This window comes from Methylobacter svalbardensis (assembly GCF_037671525.1).
GTDB classification, from domain to species: Bacteria; Pseudomonadota; Gammaproteobacteria; order Methylococcales; family Methylomonadaceae; genus Methylobacter_A; species Methylobacter_A svalbardensis.
Genome location: NZ_JAWPOH010000042.1, coordinates 1 through 18,197, shown reverse-complemented (window position 1 = coordinate 18,197; position 18,197 = coordinate 1). Strand labels below are relative to the sequence as shown.

Here is an 18,197-nt window from a genome sequence, read left to right as displayed (position 1 = left end):
CGAGCAGCCGCTTATTAAAGGGTTCAATTCGCGCTTGTTAACCGATTACAATTCAAATTCCGATGGATCAATCCCCAGTTCCTGGGCTATTTTAATAGCCACCTTTTTTTCAGCGTGATCAAAATCCCCATCCGAAGAGGCAATGCCGATAATCATGCGTACCAACAGGCGCGAGGCTTGGGCGTTGAACTTCATCTTGCCTAAGGCTTCATAAGCCTTGGCTTCACCAATGTCCTTATCGAATTCAAGCTGACCGACGAAATCCTGAAAAGCCTTGATCACATCGCTGGTGGTGAAAATCGACAGCGCATCATGGCTTTCGATAAACTTGATCATTTTTTGCTTTTCTTCCGAGCTAACGCTGCCATCGGCCATCGCGACCAATGCGGAACCCGCCATCGCGGCATTCAAAAAATCCTTGTTTTTGTATTTTAACGCCTCTGTTTTTAACTCACTGGCTTTGCTTTTTAATTGGCTTAGAAAACTATCGAAACTCATGGTGCTCTCCTGATGTTAAGGGTGTTGTTGTGGTTTTAAGTTGCTGCCCGGAAAAATAATCGACCAGTTTGGTAACCTGGAGTTTACCATTAATCCTGGAAAAATCGTTTGATCCACGAAAAACACAAAAAGCACGAAAATATTCAAAGAGATACCAGGTTGCAGATCGTCACCCAAAGGGTGAATGGCTAAATAAACATAACATATTGATTTATTTCGTGTCTTTCGTGGACTAACTGCCGTTTTTAGATTAATCAAGGAAATTTGATTAAACAAACAACCCGGTATATTCCGGCAAGGCGAGTGCTGCCCGGTCGCCGTAGCACCGCTGTCTATCGATAATATCCTGCCCCCATTGTTGGTGCGTCGCCACTTCACACATTGCGTTGTGCATTCTGAATACCGCAGGAGACGAACTCTGACTCAAGCTAAGCGCCATGTCATAGTCTTCGCTATCGACGCTGTACATCGCTTCAATGACCGGTATCTGAGTCGGATGAATAGCCGTTTTACCGGTCAAGCCATGCGCCAAGTCCAGCCGAATCTCTTTTTGTAAGGTGACGCTGTCATTCAGATATTCGAATACCGGCGCTGACAATGAAAACCCGTAAGGCTTAAATACGGTCACCAGTTGTGCGATGACATGGCCCAGCGGCGTCTGATACAAGGTCATATTTCTGGGACGCCTGATACCTAAAATATTCATCAAGTCGTTGCCGCCGATCCGCAGCATCAATATCCGGGAAAAAACAGCGTTTTGCGTTAAAGCCTGACGTAATTCGGTCATCGCGCCGACATCAAAAACATCCTGGGTTTCCAGTGTCGGCATAACCTTGAAGGGAGTGCCCTGCAATTGATCGAAATAAGCGTGAAAATTGCCGGCATTAAATTTCGGCAACACAAAACCGTCGATTTTTTCAATATCGGGCAGCGCCAGCAGCCGCGCCAGAACCTCAGGGTTTCTGGCGCGAATAAAACGGAAGCGCTGCGGCGTGTCTCTAAAGCCCTGCAAGCAAAGGCCTAAATGACGCAGACTGCTGTCTAGCTCGGTATGGGATACCGCATCTTCGGTACAAAAAATCATCGAACGCAAGGTTGACAGTTTTTCGCCATTGGCGCAATCCATCAGGTCGAGACGATGCGCGGGCATATACAGTGACGCACCTAAACACCAAGGCGAAAAAACTTTCGGTACATTATTCATAATGGCAACTCCTTGATTAATGCCACTGCTTGGTACGGCAGGTCGGGAAAAATAGCGATTGGAATGGATCGGGACTCGGCCAGCCAGCGCAAATGCCGGGTCGCGGCACCATCTTCATGCTGTAACAGCAAGACCCTGGCTTCGCGTCGCAATAAAACCCGCGTCGCCTCACCGATACCGGGCTTAATGTAATGGTGCTGATTGACACCGTAATGCGTTGCCATCCAGGCCAATAGCGCTTGGGAAATCCTTTGCAATTTTAGCCGGTCATGACCGCAGCTTACAAGATTGCCCCGTTGCCGCGCCTGTTCGATGCAAGTCAGCATCGTGTCAATAAAATAACGGGACAGATCGTGCGGCTCAAACTGCCGGTAATAAACGCAACCATGAAAATCGCTTGGGCCAGCCGTATCAGGGGCGTAAATTGAACGACTGACCAGACCCGATACCGTCGCATTCAGGATGCACGAGGGAATCAAATAATCCTCGGACGTTGCCGCAACCGTAGCATTGCCTGATAAATCGGCCAACACATACAGTTCGGCAGGAATAGTCACGCCATCGCTTGCGGCAAAAGCCTGTAGGCTGGCGGCCAACTGCTGCGCAATAACGCCTTTCCCGGTCCAGCCATCGACAAAAACCAACGATTCCGGGGCATGGGTTTGCACAATAAAGCGCAACGCATTTTGATCTATGCCGATATCGCGCAGTATCGAAATGGAATAATGGCTAGCCTCGGTATCGAAATAGCGCTGAAGTACATGCTTAAGCAGTACGCCGACCGGCGTTCCGGCACGCGCCAGAGAAACCAGGGTGACGCCGTGTCGACGGGTGGCGACTATGCGTTCGGCCAATAGCAGCACATGTTCGGCCATGCGCTGCTGATTTAAGGCCATCGCCTGATAAAACAGCGGTAGATAATGTTCCGGCGGCAACGACTCATGGGTCAGCATTTGGGAGTAATGTTGTTTGCCGGATTGGATTAAGGCTTCCTTGATAGCGATGGGCGTGTTCTCCATCGCCATCGGTTTTAATAAAAACTGTACATCGTCCGCAGTGTAACTGCCGGTGAAAGGAATCGTCATTTATGTGGTTTCGGCAAAATCCAGCGCTTGAAACAGCTGGGTATTCTTGGGAATTAACGCGTAATCGCACAGCGCCATAAACGCTGCGTCGGTTTTGCTGTCGCCCGCACCAAAGGACAATACTTTGGAATGCTGCTGTTTGTAGCCTTCCAGCAGATAACTGACTGCGCTTTCTTTGTTGATGATCTTCGGTAATAACGCCAGATTGTTGCCGTTCAAATGCCAATACAAACTGCCGTCAAGCACATACGGATGCGCGATGATAATCTCATCCAACAGGGTTTTTAATATCGCTTCGGTGCCGTCACCGTGTTTGATGACGCCATACCAGGTTGTACCGAAATCGTTAACCAGCCGCGGTTTAAAACCGCAATGTCGTTGTGCATAAAGCTCAACTTCCACCCACACCGCCAATAACTTTTCCTGGTAAGCCGGTAAGCTTTGCATGATATTGTCCATCCACACCTTATCGACGGTACGTTGTTTGTTCAAGATCACCGCGCCGTGATTCAATACCACTTCTTCCTGAAACGGCAGGTTGACGCGCTCAAAGGCGTGAACATCGCGCGCCGTGACCGGCACGATCTTAAAGCCCTTGGCCAGCCAGTGCCACAACCACTGCTGTTTTTGTGTCGCGTAGGAATTAGCCGAACCGTCGGGTAAAAAAGCCCGCGCCTGTAGCGGTTGATCACTCACACCGGGCGCGCATTTTCTTAAGGTCTGGAACAAGGTGTCATCAAGGTCTAAAAAAATGTAGCTTTGCATGGGTAGTGTTGCCTGGTTGGAGTTCAAATCTTGCGCTAATGGCTTGCCATGCGTGCAGTCGGTCATTTAACGCGGCACACAGCGGGGTTTCATGGCAAAGAATAATGTCCCGATAATCATCCGGATTCAGGTTGTAAATAAAATTGGGGATGCCGTCCTCGTAGTTGTCTTCAAATTGGCATACCGAGCCGATAGCGTTGCCTTGATGAATCGGCGAGCGCGTGGTGCTTTGCACCTTGACCTTAAAACCCCGGTTTTCCAATTCGCGGCCCAACAGATAAGCGGGGGCGTTGCATTCGCCGGTGCCTAGAACCAGAATAGGGCGTGGGTCGCTTGCCTGGTCGCGGCTAAAGCCGTTGCTGCACAGCTGCTCGAGCACATCCTTTTCCAGGCTGATCGGCGCGTCCAAGCCTAAGCGGCCCGGCCAGGCCAGCAGCGATTTTTTACAGTCGCCATTACCCGAGACATTGACGCTGATGCTGTCAATAGCCGCGTTTTGGCTGTCCTCAAAGCGCAATAAACCCTGCCTGAAACACAGCCATTCGACCGCCACACTGGCTTGATCTTCCAACGCGGCGCGATCGTCTGGATGGGCAAAATTGACTAAACTGACGATGAATACTTTTTTCAGGCCGGGATTAACTTCTTTGTAGGCTTTGATCAGGCGTAAAAAGGTAAGTCCGGTACTGATTTCGTCATCGATTAACACCAGCGTTTTGGCCGTTAAAAACTGCTGACGAAGATCTGTCCGCTCAGGATAATACAAAAAAAAGTCGGTCGCATGACTATGCGCCTCTTCAAACTCCAGTCGTTCGATGCCGTCCAGGTGATAGCGGGTCGTCTGGATAAACAGGGCCTGCTCTGCACCTTCACGGCAGGCCGCCTCAAACACGCCATAACCCAAGCCGGTTGCGGTTTCCGCCATGCCTATCCATAGCGAACCGGTGTCCGCCCCGCGATTTAATACCATTCGAGCCAGGGCCCGATAAGACCAGCTCATCACTTTGGGCGATACCGGATAATGCTTGCCCAGGACCTTGCTGACCAGCAAAAACTTGCGCTTGCTGCTCACTCTGGCCGCAAATCCCAGCAAGCGATTCAGCGGAATGCGTCCGGGTTCGATGTCGAGATGCAGAGTTCCGGTGTCTAGTTTTATGGTGACTGTTTTTGGCATGGTTTGTTTTGTGGAGTTATTTTATAAATTTTATGTATCGTTCCCACGCTCCGGCATCATCACCACCGGCGTATTAATCTCGCTGACCCTTAGGCCATAACGAATGCTCGGAGGCTGGCATGCTTTACCTTTGATAGCCTGCAACGCAATCTGCGCCAGATTGGCGCCGGATAAACAGGCCATGCCGAAACCGCCCGAAGGACGCGGGTTGATTTCCAGTAAACGCACACCGTGTACGCCTTCCTTGAACTGGATATTGAACAAGCCGTTGAGCCGGTAATGCGCGGTTAGTCTTGTCACCATGCCGTCAATATCGGCGTTGTTATCGATGGTTTGCCCGCCGCCCGCCAGTTGCGATTTTTTGCGTTGCACCGCACACAGCAATTCGCCGTGCCGTCCGGCGCAATCGACGCTCCATTCAGGGCCGCCCAGATGTTCCATGACCAGCAGGGTGGCAAACTCCGGAGTGTTAGCCATGCCATGCCGCAATTCTTGCAGCGGAATCTGGTATTCAACGCCTTTAAGTAGCTGGGTGATGCTGTCGCGCTGGGTATCCAAAACCCGAAAGCCCAGGCCGAACACCGAAACCGCCGGTTTAACGCATAATCTTTGGTGATGTGCCGATAATGCGGCAACCGCGCTATCAAACGCATCACGGTCGTCAACGGCGATAAAGTCCATGGTTTGCGCAACCTCTGCAGGCAACGCGGCATAAAAATCCGCCTTGTTATGCAATAAGCTCAACGTATCAAAATCGGCAACCGACACTACCTGCACACCAATCGCCTGAAATAATTCATGGTGTTTACTGATCAGCGCCGCTTCTTTTCCGGGCCAAAATAACTGAATATTGTGCCGCCGACAAAAATCCACGCACCATTCAAGATACTCGTGTTCAGCGAGTTCGGCAGGTTCAACATAGTGCTCATCCGCTGCCAAAAAAGCAGTGGCATGAGCTTGGGTGTGAGTGCAAATCAGTGTGATTTCGCCGTTCGGTGCCGACTGGCGAAGATTTCTAAATACGGCGTGTATGGTCGAAAATGTTTGGTTAAACCAAATTCTCATTGATGCCTACAAATGAATGATAATTTGCGGCAACAAGGCTTCAATGGTGCGGCCAGTGCCATTTTCACCGATCGCATGCATTTTCCACTCGCCATTATGCCGATATAGTTTTGTCATGATTTGTGCGGTATGGGAACCTTGAGAGCTCAGTGTATAACGGGCAATTTCGGCATTATTGCTGCTGTCGATGATACGGCAATACGCATTGTCAACTTCATCAAAAGTCTGACCGGAAAAGGAGTTAACGGTGAATACCAGCGATTTAACATTGGCAGGCACTTTATCCAGGTCGACCTTAATTTGTTCATCATCGCCATCACCGGCGCCGGTACGATTATCGCCGGTATGCACAATGCTGCCGTCACGGCTTTTCAGTTGGCCGAAATAAATGGTGTCAACCACCTTGTTTTGATCGTCGAACAATACGCAAGAAGCGTCCAGATCGATAGCATCGCTCTTACCGCCGCCGAACATGCCTTTTAACATGCTGACGGGGACTTTTTTAGCATCCCAGCCCAAACCCATGACAATCTTGCTTAGCGCACCGCCGGACTCTTTGGACAAAGAAATTTTCTGCCCTTTTTGTAAATTAATAGCCATACACATTACCTCAATAAATGAACCCTGCTGTGTTAAATGGCAGCAGGATTTTTGATGATTTGAAATTTCAAAATAAACAATCGTAGGGGCGGTTTAAACATTAACCCCGAAAGAGGCGGCTAAAGGCCCTAGTCCACCGGCAAAACCTTGGCCAATAGCTTTAAATTTCCAATCTGTACCGACGCGGTAGATTTCGCCAAAAATCATCGCAGTTTCGATTGATGCGTCTTCGCTCAAATCATAACGGGCGATTTCTGCGCCGCCTTCTTCGTTGCAGATACGGATATAGGCATGACTGACTTGACCGAAATTCTGTTTACGCGTTTCGGCATCATGAATGGTCACCGAGAATACGATTTTGTCCAATTCGCCGGGAACTTTGGATAATTCAACCTTGACGGTTTCATCATCGCCGTCGCCAGCACCGGTGGTATTGTCACCCTGATGCTGAACCGAGCCATCGCCGACCACCTTGTTATTGTAAAAACAAAAATCGCTGTCCGAGCGAACTTTGCCGTCCATTTTGACCAGAAAAGCGCAGGCATCTAAATCAAACGCTGCGCCGTCGGTTGCACGGGCATCCCAGCCTAGTCCCACGACGATTTTATTCAAGCCCGGGGCTTCTTTACTCAGATTAACATTGCCGCCTTTGGTAAGTGATACTGCCATGATTCTCTCCTGATGCTTAGTTAAGATATATTAAAACCGCGTAGCGGCTAATGTTTCAATCCACATCCGACCTCTATCCGTCGAGTGACACTATAGAGGTCGGCTAACGAAAGTACTAGATACTAATACCGTATTGACGAGCTAATGCGGCCAACCCGCCTGCATATCCCTGACCGACGGCTTTGAATTTCCATTCGGCGCCGTGTTTGTAGAGTTCACCGAAAACCATCGCGGTTTCAATGGAGGCGTCTTCGCTTAAGTCATAGCGGGCGACTTCGCTGCTTGAGTCTTTATTAACGACCCGAACATAGGCTTTCGAAACTTGACCGAAATTCTGTTTGCGCAATTCGGCATCATGTATGGTCACGGTAAAAACCACGCGTTGTATATCGGCCGGGATTTTGTCGAGCAGCACGATAACGGATTCATCGTCGCCGTCGCCTTCACCGGTACGGTTATCGCCGGTATGCTCAATCGAACCGCAAGTGGATTTAGTCTGGTTGTAGAAAATAAAGTCGCTGTCGGATCTGACTTTACCGTCTTCCTTGACCAGAAATGCACTGGCATCCAAATCGAAATCTGCGCCGTCGGTGGGTCTTGCATCCCAGCCGAGACCGACAATCAGGTTTTTAAGGGTCGGATCAGTCTTGGACAGACTGATATTGCCGCCTTTAGTGAGCGAAATAGCCATCAATAAATCTCCTTGTATAGAGTGCAAAGTCTAAATAGACAAGTTATCAAAAGTCTTTTAACGCTATTTGTTTCATGAGTCCGGCAAAAAAAATAGTAAAAGACTGCTGATTCATTACGTAGTACACCGATTGATCAATCCACACTTTCAGAATAATTCGACGTATGCCCTTGCCATGATAACCGCTAATAAACCACTTGCCTAGTCAGCCATGTATTCGAGGAAAGCGTATTTATCGTCTCTGTATTCGACTGCATGAAGGCGGGTGAGATCGCCGCTGACGGATAGGCGCGCCAGAGATTGCATAACATCGGTTATTCATTTAGTGGACTTGTAATAGGCTTCGACATTTAGTTGTTAAAAAAATTCCGGTGCAATTTACGGGCAGTAGAGTGTCGCTCCTCTCCGGATAAATGTTGATTTTAAATCAAATCCACCTATAGTTGGTCAACAAAAAATCATCAATCTTTAGCGAGTACACTATGCAATATTTTCGTCTTTCTTTTATTGTCACTGCGATTTGCCTGGCGGCCGCATTTTATTGGGGTGGAATAATGGGCGTTTTTATCGCCGTTATTCTGGGAGTACTCGAAGTCAGTTTGTCATTTGATAATGCGGTGGTTAATGCTTCCATTCTAAAACGTATGGATGACCGCTGGCAGCAGTACTTCTTAACCTGGGGGATTTTGGTGGCCGTTTTCGGAATGCGCCTGTTGTTTCCTATCGTGATTGTGGCAGCGGCCACCGGCATCGGATTTATGGGCGTCACCGACATGGCCTTAAACGATACCGCGACCTATGCCAAACATTTGGAAGAATCGCATGTGCAAATTGCGGCATTTGGCGGCATGTTCCTGCTGATGGTGTTTTATTCGTTTATTTTTGACGAGGCCAGGGAGCTGCATTGGTTGGGCTACATAGAAAAGAAAATGGCTTCATTCGGCAAGCTTGAAGCCATTGAAATTATCATGGCCTTAGCGCCGCTGTTAATCATTCAAAACTATCTGCCCGAGGAAATCCGTCTGGATGTTCTGGTCGCCGGTGTCACCGGGGTTATCTTATTCGTTATCGTCGACAGTCTGGCGGCCTTGTTTGAGGATGAAGAAGAAGGCGAACAGGTTTCGGCAGTGCTTAAAAAAAGCGGCATAATGAGCTTTATTTACCTTGAAGTCTTGGATGCGTCATTTTCATTCGATGGTGTGATCGGTGCGTTTGCGATTACCCAGGATGTGGTCATCATTATGCTGGGCTTGGCGATCGGTGCGATGTTTGTAAGAAGTCTGACGGTTTATCTGGTGCGCAAAGGTACGCTGGATGAATATGTGTTTCTGGAACACGGCGCGCATTATGCGATAGGGGTGTTGGCGGGTATTATGCTGCTCAGCATCACCCATCATATTTCCGAAATCATTACCGGCTTGTCGGGTGCGATATTGATCGGCTTATCGGTGCTGTCATCGATCCGTTACAAAAAACTGCATTCCTGATTCCATCCTGGATACGCGCATCATTCCCACGCTCCGGAGACTGCGAAAGAATGAATAAGTACGGCATAAAAAGTACTATTAACCATGAAGTTCATGAAGGCCATGAAGAAAACGCCAGATCAATCAATGCATTAAATCTTCATGCTCTTCATGTGCTTCATGGTTATTTCTTCTATATCGAATACTTTGACAGTCTCTCCGGCGTGGGAATGTATCCTGCTCCAGCGGTGCGAAATACAGAGCTCGTTTGTTTGCTCTATGCCTCTTACCGCAAACAACAAGTTGTTAATTACCGGTTAATCGCTTAGCATTGGTGCCATGTTGACAACATTACGCAAATTTACCGTTATTTTTCTGGCAATACTGCAATTCATTGCACCGCTGGTGCATGCGCACGCCGGAGAGAAAGTGCCAGGCTTTGGCCTGCATGTCCACGGTCTTGAAATGCATAATGACGACCATGATGATCATGCATTTCAAGCCGTGAGTCATGATTTCAGTTCCGAAGGCATCATAGTGGGTGTCGCTGCCGGAATGAAAGATAAACAAATTAATATGCTTGTAGATCTGGATAACAGCCACTACCTGCCTCAACAGTCTCCCGTATTTAAAGCCGCAATATCCCCTTTCGATACCAATTTTTCTCCGCAAGCCACGCAGTTTGTTTGCCGGTTGCTTATTCCCTCATTATCCCCTCGCGCCCCTCCTGCTCAATAAGTCCTCCTTCGTTTCGTAGAAACGTGACGTATCGCGTCTTTACATTAACGCGGTCAAAGCCGCATTGAATACGCTCCTCATCTTAGTGACAAATCGTCTGTTTTTGTAAAACTGGCCAGCCCTTGTTTAGCAAGGTCTTCTGCCGTTTCAAAAACGGTATGTTTTTTAAAGCAAGATGGGAATAACGGTGGCACAAAATGAGCTACATCCTAATCAAGGTTATTATTACCAGCCTGCTTATCGTGGCTATATCGGAACTGTCGAAACGAAGTTCATTGCTGGGCGCTTTATTGGCCTCGCTACCGCTCGTGTCCGTTTTAGCGATGCTCTGGCTGTATATTGACACCAAAGATACCGGAAAAGTTGTCGATTTGGCAGCCGGTATCTTTTGGCTGGTTATCCCCTCTCTGGTTTTTTTTATCAGCTTACCTTTTTTGCTCAAGAAGGGGCTTGATTTCTATCTCAGCATGGGGATTTCAATGTCAGTGACGGCAGGCTGTTATTTTCTAATGATCACACTATTGACCCGCTATGGCATTAAGCTATAAGCACTCAATGAGGCTACCAGCTTAAGACGGTGCAGTGTTAGTTAGGAGTGCAAGCTTCGCTTGCAAACAGGCAGAGCCTGTACTCCGGACTTGTCCGACTTAGCTTGGAGCTCTAAATGACACATAAATTGAAGCAGGATTTTTTAACGATGACACCAACAACACAACGACTGGCCCGGCTTATTAGCGTGCCGTTGTTTTTACTTCTCCTAATAAGCCCCAGTGTCTTTGCGCATGGCGTTGACGCGAATACCGAACGTTTTTTATTGGCAAACCAGGGTCTCGCCATCGGGTCGTTTCTTTATATCGGCGCCAAACACATGGTGACCGGATACGACCACCTGCTGTTTCTGATTGGCGTTATTTTCTTTCTGTTCCGCACCCGGGATGTGTTGATTTATGTCAGCCTGTTCACCTTGGGGCATAGTCTGACGCTATTATTCGGCGTGCTAAACAACATGGCAGTCAATCCTTTCCTGATTGATGCGATTATCGGGCTGTCCATTGTCTACAAAGGCTTCGATAACCTGGGCGGTTTTCGCCGATTATTCGGCTTTCAACCGAACACCAAAATCGCGGTGATGGTTTTCGGCTTGTTTCACGGTTTTGGACTCGCCACCAAATTGCAGGATTTTTCACTGCCTCAAGCGGAGTTATGGAAAAATTTATTGGCCTTCAATGTCGGGGTGGAGCTAGGCCAGTTTGTCGCCTTGCTGTTTATCTTGATTGCACTCGATTTCTGGCGCAGACACGAGAGTTTTTATCGCTTTTCCACGGCTACCAATACACTTTTAATGACCGGCGGCTTGATTCTGTTCGGCTATCAAATAACCGGCTATTTAATTAACGGATAAATTCATGACTAACATCAATCCCCCTGTTCAATCGCTCAAATCACTCACTATAGCCAGCGCTTTTGCGCTGCTATTGGCCGTCATTATTTTACTGTCGGCGGTACTGCCCGCAGAATACGGCATTGACCCAACCGGAATGGGAAAAATGATGGGCTTAACCGCTTTGTCTGCACCAACAAAAGACGGCAATAAAGCACTCGCGATTACTTGTCCGGTGTTGCCGCCGCAAACCATTAAGCAAGCGGCCAGTTCGACTGAGACGATCCAAAAGGAACAACTGCCGCAGTGGCAAGATTCAGTCAAAATCATAGTGCCGGCCGGGGAAGGTTTGGAATATAAATTCCATTTGGTAAAAGGTGCGACACTGGATTATTCATGGGCTACTGACGGCGCCAAACTCTATTTTGATTTTCATGGCGAACCCAAAGGTGACAAAACCGGTTACTTCAAAAGCTTTAAGGAGAGTAGCGATAATCAATCCACCGGTACCTTGACGGCTCCCTTCGAAGGCCCTCACGGCTGGTACTGGGAAAACAAAACCCGGTCTCCGGTGGCCATCATCTTGAACACCAAAGGCTCTTATCGGATTTTAGGTTTACTGTAATGGTGCCTGTCATTGCAAGCAGAACTTACCTTATTTTCTTATTGTTTATTTGTAACGCGGGCATAAAACCGCATCGAGTCTGACCTATGTTTTTTTTGAACCTTTTCAGAAAGCTCATTCCCCGATTTTTGCCGGCTATTGTTGTTTTTTTAGCGACGATAACGCCCGGCTTTGCTGAGTCGCCCCATATTGTCGATCATCTTGACCCGATTGAAAGCGATGCGACCTTGAGCTTGGCTAAAGTCGTTGATTTAACATTGGAGAAATACCCCGATGCAAGCTGGCTTAAATCACTGGAACAAGAGGCGGCGGCGATAGCGCAGCGCGGCAACAGCTGGACAGCCGGAGCATCGCAAGCAGGGCTACGTTTTCAGGAAGCGACCAGCGGCACCTTGCATTATATTGACGCCTCAGTACAAGTGCCGCTATGGAACTTGGGTCAGCGCGATGCGCAACAAATCGTCGCAAAGCAAGCCGAAAACAGCGCACTATCGCAAGCGGATGCGGTCAAATTACGCGTATCGGGATTGGTGAGAGCGGCCCTTTGGGATATGGCTCTGGCAAACTTAAGTTATGAGCAGGCCAAAACCGAGCTGGCCATTACCGATCAGTTGCGGGCTAAAGTGCAACGGCGCGTCGAGTTGGGCGATTTGCCCAGAGCTGACTTTTTGTTGGCACAATCGGAGTCGTTGCAAAAACGCTCAGTGTTAACTTTAGCGGAAGCGGAATTAATGCATGCCCGCAAACGGTATTCCAGCATCACCCAAATGACCAGAATTCCCGGCACCTATGAGGAAAAACTGGTTGAGTTAACGGAAATCCAGCAAAGCCACCCGCTATTAGTGGCGATCAATAATCAGATTGAACGCAAGCAGGCGGAACTGAATGCGATTAAATTAGTCGGTTCAGGGCAGACCAATGTTGCCGTAGGTATCAACAGCGACCGGTTTACCGATGATCAGCGCAGTAATCAAACGGAAAGTTTCAATATCGGCATTATCGTTCCTTTCGGCGGCAGCGCACATCTGGCGCCGCAGGTTGCGGCGGTCAATGTCGAATTAAATAAACTGCTTGCGGAACGCGAACAACTGAGCCGCGACCTGGAACAGGCGCATCACGAGGCCGAACATAATCTGGAGATCAACCGGGCTGAATTAGGTATTGCCAACGAGTTACAACAGGTTGCCGAAGAACATTTAAAAATGACCCACTTAAGTTTTTCGGTGGGTGAAATTAATTTGATGGATTTATTAAAAATCCAGTCCAGAACCCAGCAAGCAGTGTTAAATGCCAAGCAACGTTCGGTAATGCTACAGCGCGATATAGCGCTATACAATCAGGCCGTAGGAGTTACGCCATGAAAAACTATAAATGTGTACTGATATTGAATTTTGTCGGCTGGGTAATGTTGGCCTGTCCACCGGTTTTGGCTGAAAACAGCATCCAGATTTCACCGGAAAATATTGCAAATCTCGGGGTAATACTCGGCAAACCGGAGCAGGTTAAACAAATCCCGGTGTTATCCGCTCCGGCTAAAGTGGTGGTTCCGCCGACGCAGGAATATATCGTCAGTGCATCGCAGTTCGGCGTCATCGATAAGATGAATGTGGCGATAGGCGATAAGGTAGTCAAGGGGCAGGTGTTAGCCCAGCTCAATAGTCCTGATTTGCTGACACTACAACGGGAATATCTTAAAGCCGTCAGCGCACTGCAATTGTCATCAGCTACTTTTCAGCGGGATAAAAAACTGCTGGAAGAGGGCGTTATTGCCGACCGGCGTTGGCAGGAAACCCGCATTCAACATAACTCCTTTGTATCCGAAGTGAATGAACACAAGCAATTGCTGGAAATTTCCGGCATGACCGACAGCGAGATTACGCATCTAGCCAAAACCCATCGGCTCACCCGTCAGCTCAATGTCCGTGCGCCGATAGTCGGCGTGGTGATGGAGCGTTTGGCCGTCGCGGGCACGCGTATCGATATGATGGCGCCGTTATACCGCATCGCCAATCTGGATCAGCTGTGGCTGGAAATCGCCATTCCGCAGGAACGTATGGACAGCATTAAAATCGGTGACCGGGTTGTTGTTGAAAACTCAAACGCCAGCGCCAAAATCACCCTGTTGGGACAGAGTGTTAATCCGGACAACCAGACTATTGTGGCCAGAGCAGTGCTTGAACCGCTGCACGAGAATGCGCCATTGCGTCCCGGACAACGGCTGAATACCCGGATTATTCAATCCAGCGACAAAGCCGTGTTTAAAATCCCCAATACCGCCATTGCCCAGAACGAAGGCAAAGCCTATATTTTTATCCGTAAGCCGCAGGGATTTTTGGTAACCCCGATCACCGTAGTCGGCAAACAGGATGATCAGTCGATCGTTAGCGGCGAGTTGACCGCTGATGAAGAAATCGCTGTCAAAGGTGCGGTTGCACTGAAAGCTAATTGGCTGGGATTGGGGGGTGATGAATAATGTCTAATTTGATTAGATTTGCGCTGAGTCAACGGCTGTTGATGATGTTGTTGGTCGTGCTGTTGTCCGGCGGCGGCTATTGGGCGTTTAAAAACATCCCGATTGATGCCTTTCCTGAAGTATCGCCGACCCAGGTCAAGATTATCGTCAAAGCGCCCGGCATGACCCCGGAAGAAGTCGAGGCCAGGATTACCGCACCGATCGAAGTCGAGCTGTTGGGTATCCCGCATCAATCCATGCTGCGTTCCATCGCCAAATACGCGCTGACCGACATTACCGTCGATTTTGAAGAAGGCACCGATATTTTCTGGGCGCGTCAGCAGATTGCCGAACGCCTGAATACGATATGGGGAGATTTGCCTGCGGGTATCGAAGGCGGCATTGCGCCGATGACCACGCCTTTAGGCGAAATGTTTATGTTTACCGTGGAAGGTGGGGACTTGAGCTTAACGGAACGCCGCAGTCTATTGGATTGGGTCATACGACCGGCATTGCGCACCGTATCCGGCGTTGCCGATGTCAATTCCTTGGGCGGCATGGTCAGAAGCTTTGAAGTCATCCCCGATAATACCCGGCTTTCGGCCAGAGGCATCAGCATAGCGCAACTGTCTGCTGCCTTACAAAACAATAACCGCAATGACGGTGCAGGCCGCATAACCGACGGCGAAGAAGCCTTGATCGTCCGCGCCGAAGGCCGCATCAAAACCCTGGAGGATGTCGGCGTTATCGTAGTGGATAACAACAACGGCATTCCGATTACCGTTGGCGATGTCGCCACCATCAAAATCGGCGCGCTGACCCGCTATGGCGCAGTCAGTAAAAACGGCGAAGGCGAGGCGGTTACAGGACTGGTGTTGAGTTTGCGCGGCGCTAATGCCAGACAAACCATAGCCGGTATAGAGGCAAAACTGGCCGAAATCAGCCCGGGTTTTCCTAAAGGCGTTGAAGCCAAGGTATTTTACAATCGCGGCAATCTGGTGGACCATGCGGTAGACACCGTATTGCATGCCCTGCTGGAAGCCATCGTGCTGGTGATCATCCTGCTGATTTTGTTTCTGGGTGATTTGCGCGCGGCTTTGGTGGTCGCTTTGGCCTTGCCGCTGGCCGCATTGTTCACCTTTATTTTGATGAACACTATGGGCATGTCGGCCAACCTGATGAGTTTAGGGGGGCTTGCGATTGCGATCGGCATGCTGGTGGATGCTGCCGTGGTGGTGGTTGAAAACCTGATCACTCATCTGGCGCATGTTGAAAAAGCCCAGCGCCTGCCGCGCTTGCATGTCATTTATCGGGCCACCTGCGAAGTTGCCGCTCCGGTGGTCTCCGGCATCTTGATTATTATCATCGTGTTTTTACCGTTGCTGACCCTGCAAGGACTGGAAGGGAAATTATTCACCCCGGTGGCTTTAACCATCGTGTTTGCGCTCAGCGGTTCGCTGGTGTTGTCGCTGACGGTGATTCCGGTGATCGCCTCTTATTTGTTGAAAGAGGTATCGCATGAAGAGCCGTGGTTGCCCAGAAATCTGCAAAAACTGTATCAACCGGCTTTAGTCTGGTGTCTGGCCAACAGCAAGCTGGTCTTTATCGGAGCGGGTTCATTGTTGGCCGTGACCGTGCTGGTATTTACCCAGATCGGCAGCACCTTTATGCCGACCATGGACGAAGGCGACATCATCGTGCAGCTGGAAAAATTGCCGTCGATTACCCTGGAGCAATCGATAGCCCTGGATATTCAGGTGCAAAAAAACCTGCGTAAAAATATCCCGGAAATCGTCGACATTGTCGCTCGGGTCGGCTCGGACGAGTTGGGGTTAGACCCGATGAGCTTGAACGATACCGATACCTTTTTGATCCTCAAGCCAAAGGACGAATGGCGTATGGACAGCAAAGAACAATTGCTCGATCAGATCAGGACAGTCATGGCGCAAACCCCGGGCATTGCCTTTCAGTTTACCCAGCCGATTGAAATGCGCGTTTCGGAAATGCTGACCGGAACGCGCGGCGATGTGGCGGTTAAATTATTCGGCACCGACTTGGCAGTGTTAAATGAAAAAGCCCAACAAATTGCCGATATTTTGAAAAATATAACCGGCGCCAGCGACGTATTCGCCAAGCAAAATGCCGGGATGCAGTTTTTGCAACTGACCATCGACAAATCGGCGGCCGGACGTTTAGGTCTGGACAGCGACAGCATCGAAACCTTATTGCGGGCGCAGATTGAAGGCTTGAAGCTGGGCGTGGTTCAGGAAGGTATCAAGCGCACCCCGTTAATATTGCGCGGCGACAGCAATGTCGCTACTTTCGACAACCTGCAAATTGCGCTGCCGGATGGCGGGCATGTGCCGGTTACGGCGGTCGCCAAAATAGAAAAAGTGGAGGGCGTGGTGTCGGTGGGCAGGGAACGTGGGCAGCGCTTTGTGGTCATCACCAGCAATGTCGTCAATCGGGACCTGGTCAGCTTTGTCGATGAGGCCCGTAAAGCGGTTGCCGAACAAGCTGAGTTGCCGACCGGCTACACCGTCGAATTCGGCGGTCAGTTCGAAAACCAGCAACGTGCGGCGGCGACCTTGTCGCTGGTCGTTCCGGTATCGTTGGGGCTGATCTTCTTGTTATTGTTTTCAACCTTCGGCTCGGTCCGCCAGGCGGTCCTGGTGTTATCCAACATCCCGTTGGCGATGGTCGGCGGCGTATTCGCCTTATGGTTATCCGGCGAGTATTTATCGGTACCGGCATCGGTCGGCTTTATCGCATTGTTAGGGATTGCGGTGCTGAACGGCGTGGTCATGGTCAGCTATTTTAATCAGCTGATCGCCACCGGTATGGATTTGGCTAACGTGGTGTTGGTCGGCTCGTCGCGACGTTTGCGGCCGGTGCTGATGACCGCCAGCATCGCCGCATTCGGCCTGATCCCGTTGCTGTTTGCAACCGGACCTGGCTCTGAAATTCAAAGGCCGCTGGCCATCGTGGTAATAGGCGGCCTGGTGTCGTCGACTTTTTTAACCTTATTCTTACTGCCGATTTTATTTACATTATTTGGCTTGCCCAAGGAGCTTAAGCGATGAACAGCAAGGAATATCTCGTCACCCTGAACGTGCCGGTCAGCCTTGAAGAAGCGGTTGTCGATTGCCTGTTGATGGCGGAATCGGAACATGGCTTCAGCAGTTTTCCGGTCAACTCACACGATCATAAAAATGAAGGCCTGTCGCTGGCCGAACAGGTCACCGGACGACAGAAAAAAGTCCGCTTTCAAATGTACGTACCTCAGCAGGGCTTAGCCCAATTATTGGCGCAACTGAGAGCGGAGTTTTCCGGCTCGGGGATTCAATACTGGGTGCTGCCGGTGATTGAGAATGGGGTTATTTAGGCAAGTCCCCTCTCAACGCGTATTGATTTTTTAGTTGAAACTGGCCGTAGGATTCGGCCAGAGGACTAAACCGCTACGCGCTATTGCCGCTGCGATCATAAGCCTGAGACGGGTTAACTGAATGTGACATTTTCCTATGTTAAGGAATAAGGCAATCCGCCTTATTTCAAGATAGGAGCAGTGTCATGACTTCGACAATTAAACCCATTACCCCGTTACGTCAACGCATGATCGACGACATGCGGATGCGTAAACTTTCCCCCAAAACCCAAGCCGGTTATATTCGAGTTGTAAAGCGCTTCGCAGGATTTCTGGGACGCTCGCCGGATACCGCCAGCATCGAAGATTTGCGCCGTTATCAATTGCATTTGGTTGATCACGGTATCTCGCCGATTTCAC

20 protein-coding genes are annotated in these 18,197 nt (G+C 49.5%); 11 read left to right on the top strand and 9 right to left on the bottom strand.

The window, feature by feature from the left end:
* Positions 1–45: 45 nt before the first annotated feature.
* The 9 genes from RW114_RS14545 to RW114_RS14505 form a co-directional block, all read right to left on the bottom strand.
* Complete coding sequence (locus RW114_RS14545; protein ID WP_340123480.1) at positions 46–498, bottom strand: tellurite resistance TerB family protein; 453 nt, start codon at positions 496–498, stop codon at positions 46–48.
* 268 nt (positions 499–766) lie between these two features.
* The gene (locus tag RW114_RS14540; protein ID WP_340123479.1) at positions 767–1,702 is read right to left on the bottom strand and encodes an HpcH/HpaI aldolase/citrate lyase family protein; all 936 of its coding nucleotides are present in this window, start codon (positions 1,700–1,702) and stop codon (positions 767–769) included.
* Positions 1,699–2,787, bottom strand: a complete 1,089-nt coding sequence (locus RW114_RS14535) for a cysteine protease StiP family protein (protein ID WP_340123478.1) — start codon at positions 2,785–2,787, stop codon at positions 1,699–1,701. The genes RW114_RS14540 and RW114_RS14535 overlap by 4 nt, the downstream gene beginning before the upstream one ends.
* Positions 2,788–3,552 (bottom strand): HAD family hydrolase, encoded by a 765-nt coding sequence (locus RW114_RS14530; RefSeq protein WP_340123477.1) that lies wholly within the window; start codon positions 3,550–3,552, stop codon positions 2,788–2,790.
* Entirely contained in the window at positions 3,524–4,726 is a 1,203-nt protein-coding gene (locus RW114_RS14525) for a phosphoribosyltransferase domain-containing protein (RefSeq protein WP_340123476.1), read from the bottom strand. Before RW114_RS14525 ends, RW114_RS14530 begins: the two co-directional genes overlap by 29 nt.
* Before the next feature lie 30 nt (positions 4,727–4,756).
* Positions 4,757–5,791: an ATP-grasp domain-containing protein gene (locus RW114_RS14520; protein ID WP_340123475.1), complete on the bottom strand. Its 1,035-nt coding sequence runs from the start codon at positions 5,789–5,791 to the stop codon at positions 4,757–4,759.
* A 6-nt stretch (positions 5,792–5,797) separates the two neighbouring features.
* Positions 5,798–6,391, bottom strand: a complete 594-nt coding sequence (locus RW114_RS14515) for a TerD family protein (RefSeq protein ID WP_340123474.1) — start codon at positions 6,389–6,391, stop codon at positions 5,798–5,800.
* A 93-nt stretch (positions 6,392–6,484) separates the two neighbouring features.
* Positions 6,485–7,060 (bottom strand): TerD family protein, encoded by a 576-nt coding sequence (locus RW114_RS14510; RefSeq protein ID WP_340123473.1) that lies wholly within the window; start codon positions 7,058–7,060, stop codon positions 6,485–6,487.
* Positions 7,061–7,175: 115 nt separating this feature from the next.
* Positions 7,176–7,751: a TerD family protein gene (locus tag RW114_RS14505; RefSeq protein WP_340123472.1), complete on the bottom strand. Its 576-nt coding sequence runs from the start codon at positions 7,749–7,751 to the stop codon at positions 7,176–7,178.
* Between the two features lie 482 nt (positions 7,752–8,233).
* Here RW114_RS14505 and RW114_RS14500 point away from each other — a divergent pair, with 482 nt between their 5' ends.
* The 11 genes from RW114_RS14500 to RW114_RS14450 form a co-directional block, all read left to right on the top strand.
* A complete protein-coding gene (locus RW114_RS14500; RefSeq protein WP_340123471.1) occupies positions 8,234–9,238 on the top strand; it encodes a DUF475 domain-containing protein in 1,005 nt (334 codons plus the stop codon).
* 50 nt (positions 9,239–9,288) lie between these two features.
* The gene (locus RW114_RS14495) at positions 9,289–9,546 is read left to right on the top strand and encodes a hypothetical protein (RefSeq protein ID WP_340123470.1); all 258 of its coding nucleotides are present in this window, start codon (positions 9,289–9,291) and stop codon (positions 9,544–9,546) included.
* 10 nt (positions 9,547–9,556) lie between these two features.
* On the top strand, positions 9,557–9,955 hold the full coding sequence (locus RW114_RS14490) for a hypothetical protein (protein ID WP_340123469.1): 399 nt from the start codon (positions 9,557–9,559) through the stop codon (positions 9,953–9,955).
* Positions 9,956–10,152: 197 nt separating this feature from the next.
* Complete coding sequence (locus tag RW114_RS14485) at positions 10,153–10,503, top strand: DUF3147 family protein (RefSeq protein WP_340123468.1); 351 nt, start codon at positions 10,153–10,155, stop codon at positions 10,501–10,503.
* 116 nt (positions 10,504–10,619) lie between these two features.
* On the top strand, positions 10,620–11,357 hold the full coding sequence (locus tag RW114_RS14480; RefSeq protein WP_479687033.1) for a HupE/UreJ family protein: 738 nt from the start codon (positions 10,620–10,622) through the stop codon (positions 11,355–11,357).
* Positions 11,358–11,361: 4 nt separating this feature from the next.
* Positions 11,362–11,961 carry a hypothetical protein gene (locus RW114_RS14475; protein ID WP_340123467.1) on the top strand — a complete coding sequence of 200 codons (600 nt, stop codon included), beginning with the start codon at positions 11,362–11,364 and terminating at the stop codon, positions 11,959–11,961.
* Positions 11,962–12,047: 86 nt separating this feature from the next.
* Positions 12,048–13,322: a TolC family protein gene (locus tag RW114_RS14470; RefSeq protein ID WP_340123466.1), complete on the top strand. Its 1,275-nt coding sequence runs from the start codon at positions 12,048–12,050 to the stop codon at positions 13,320–13,322.
* Positions 13,319–14,434: an efflux RND transporter periplasmic adaptor subunit gene (locus tag RW114_RS14465; protein WP_340123465.1), complete on the top strand. Its 1,116-nt coding sequence runs from the start codon at positions 13,319–13,321 to the stop codon at positions 14,432–14,434. The genes RW114_RS14470 and RW114_RS14465 overlap by 4 nt, the downstream gene beginning before the upstream one ends.
* A complete protein-coding gene (locus RW114_RS14460) occupies positions 14,434–17,496 on the top strand; it encodes an efflux RND transporter permease subunit (protein WP_340123464.1) in 3,063 nt (1,020 codons plus the stop codon). The genes RW114_RS14465 and RW114_RS14460 overlap by 1 nt, the downstream gene beginning before the upstream one ends.
* A complete protein-coding gene (locus RW114_RS14455; RefSeq protein ID WP_340123463.1) occupies positions 17,493–17,798 on the top strand; it encodes a DUF3240 family protein in 306 nt (101 codons plus the stop codon). The genes RW114_RS14460 and RW114_RS14455 overlap by 4 nt, the downstream gene beginning before the upstream one ends.
* A 185-nt stretch (positions 17,799–17,983) precedes the next feature.
* Positions 17,984–18,197, top strand: a 214-nt coding sequence (locus RW114_RS14450; RefSeq protein ID WP_340123462.1) for a phage integrase N-terminal SAM-like domain-containing protein, incomplete at its 3' end; no start/stop codon positions are given.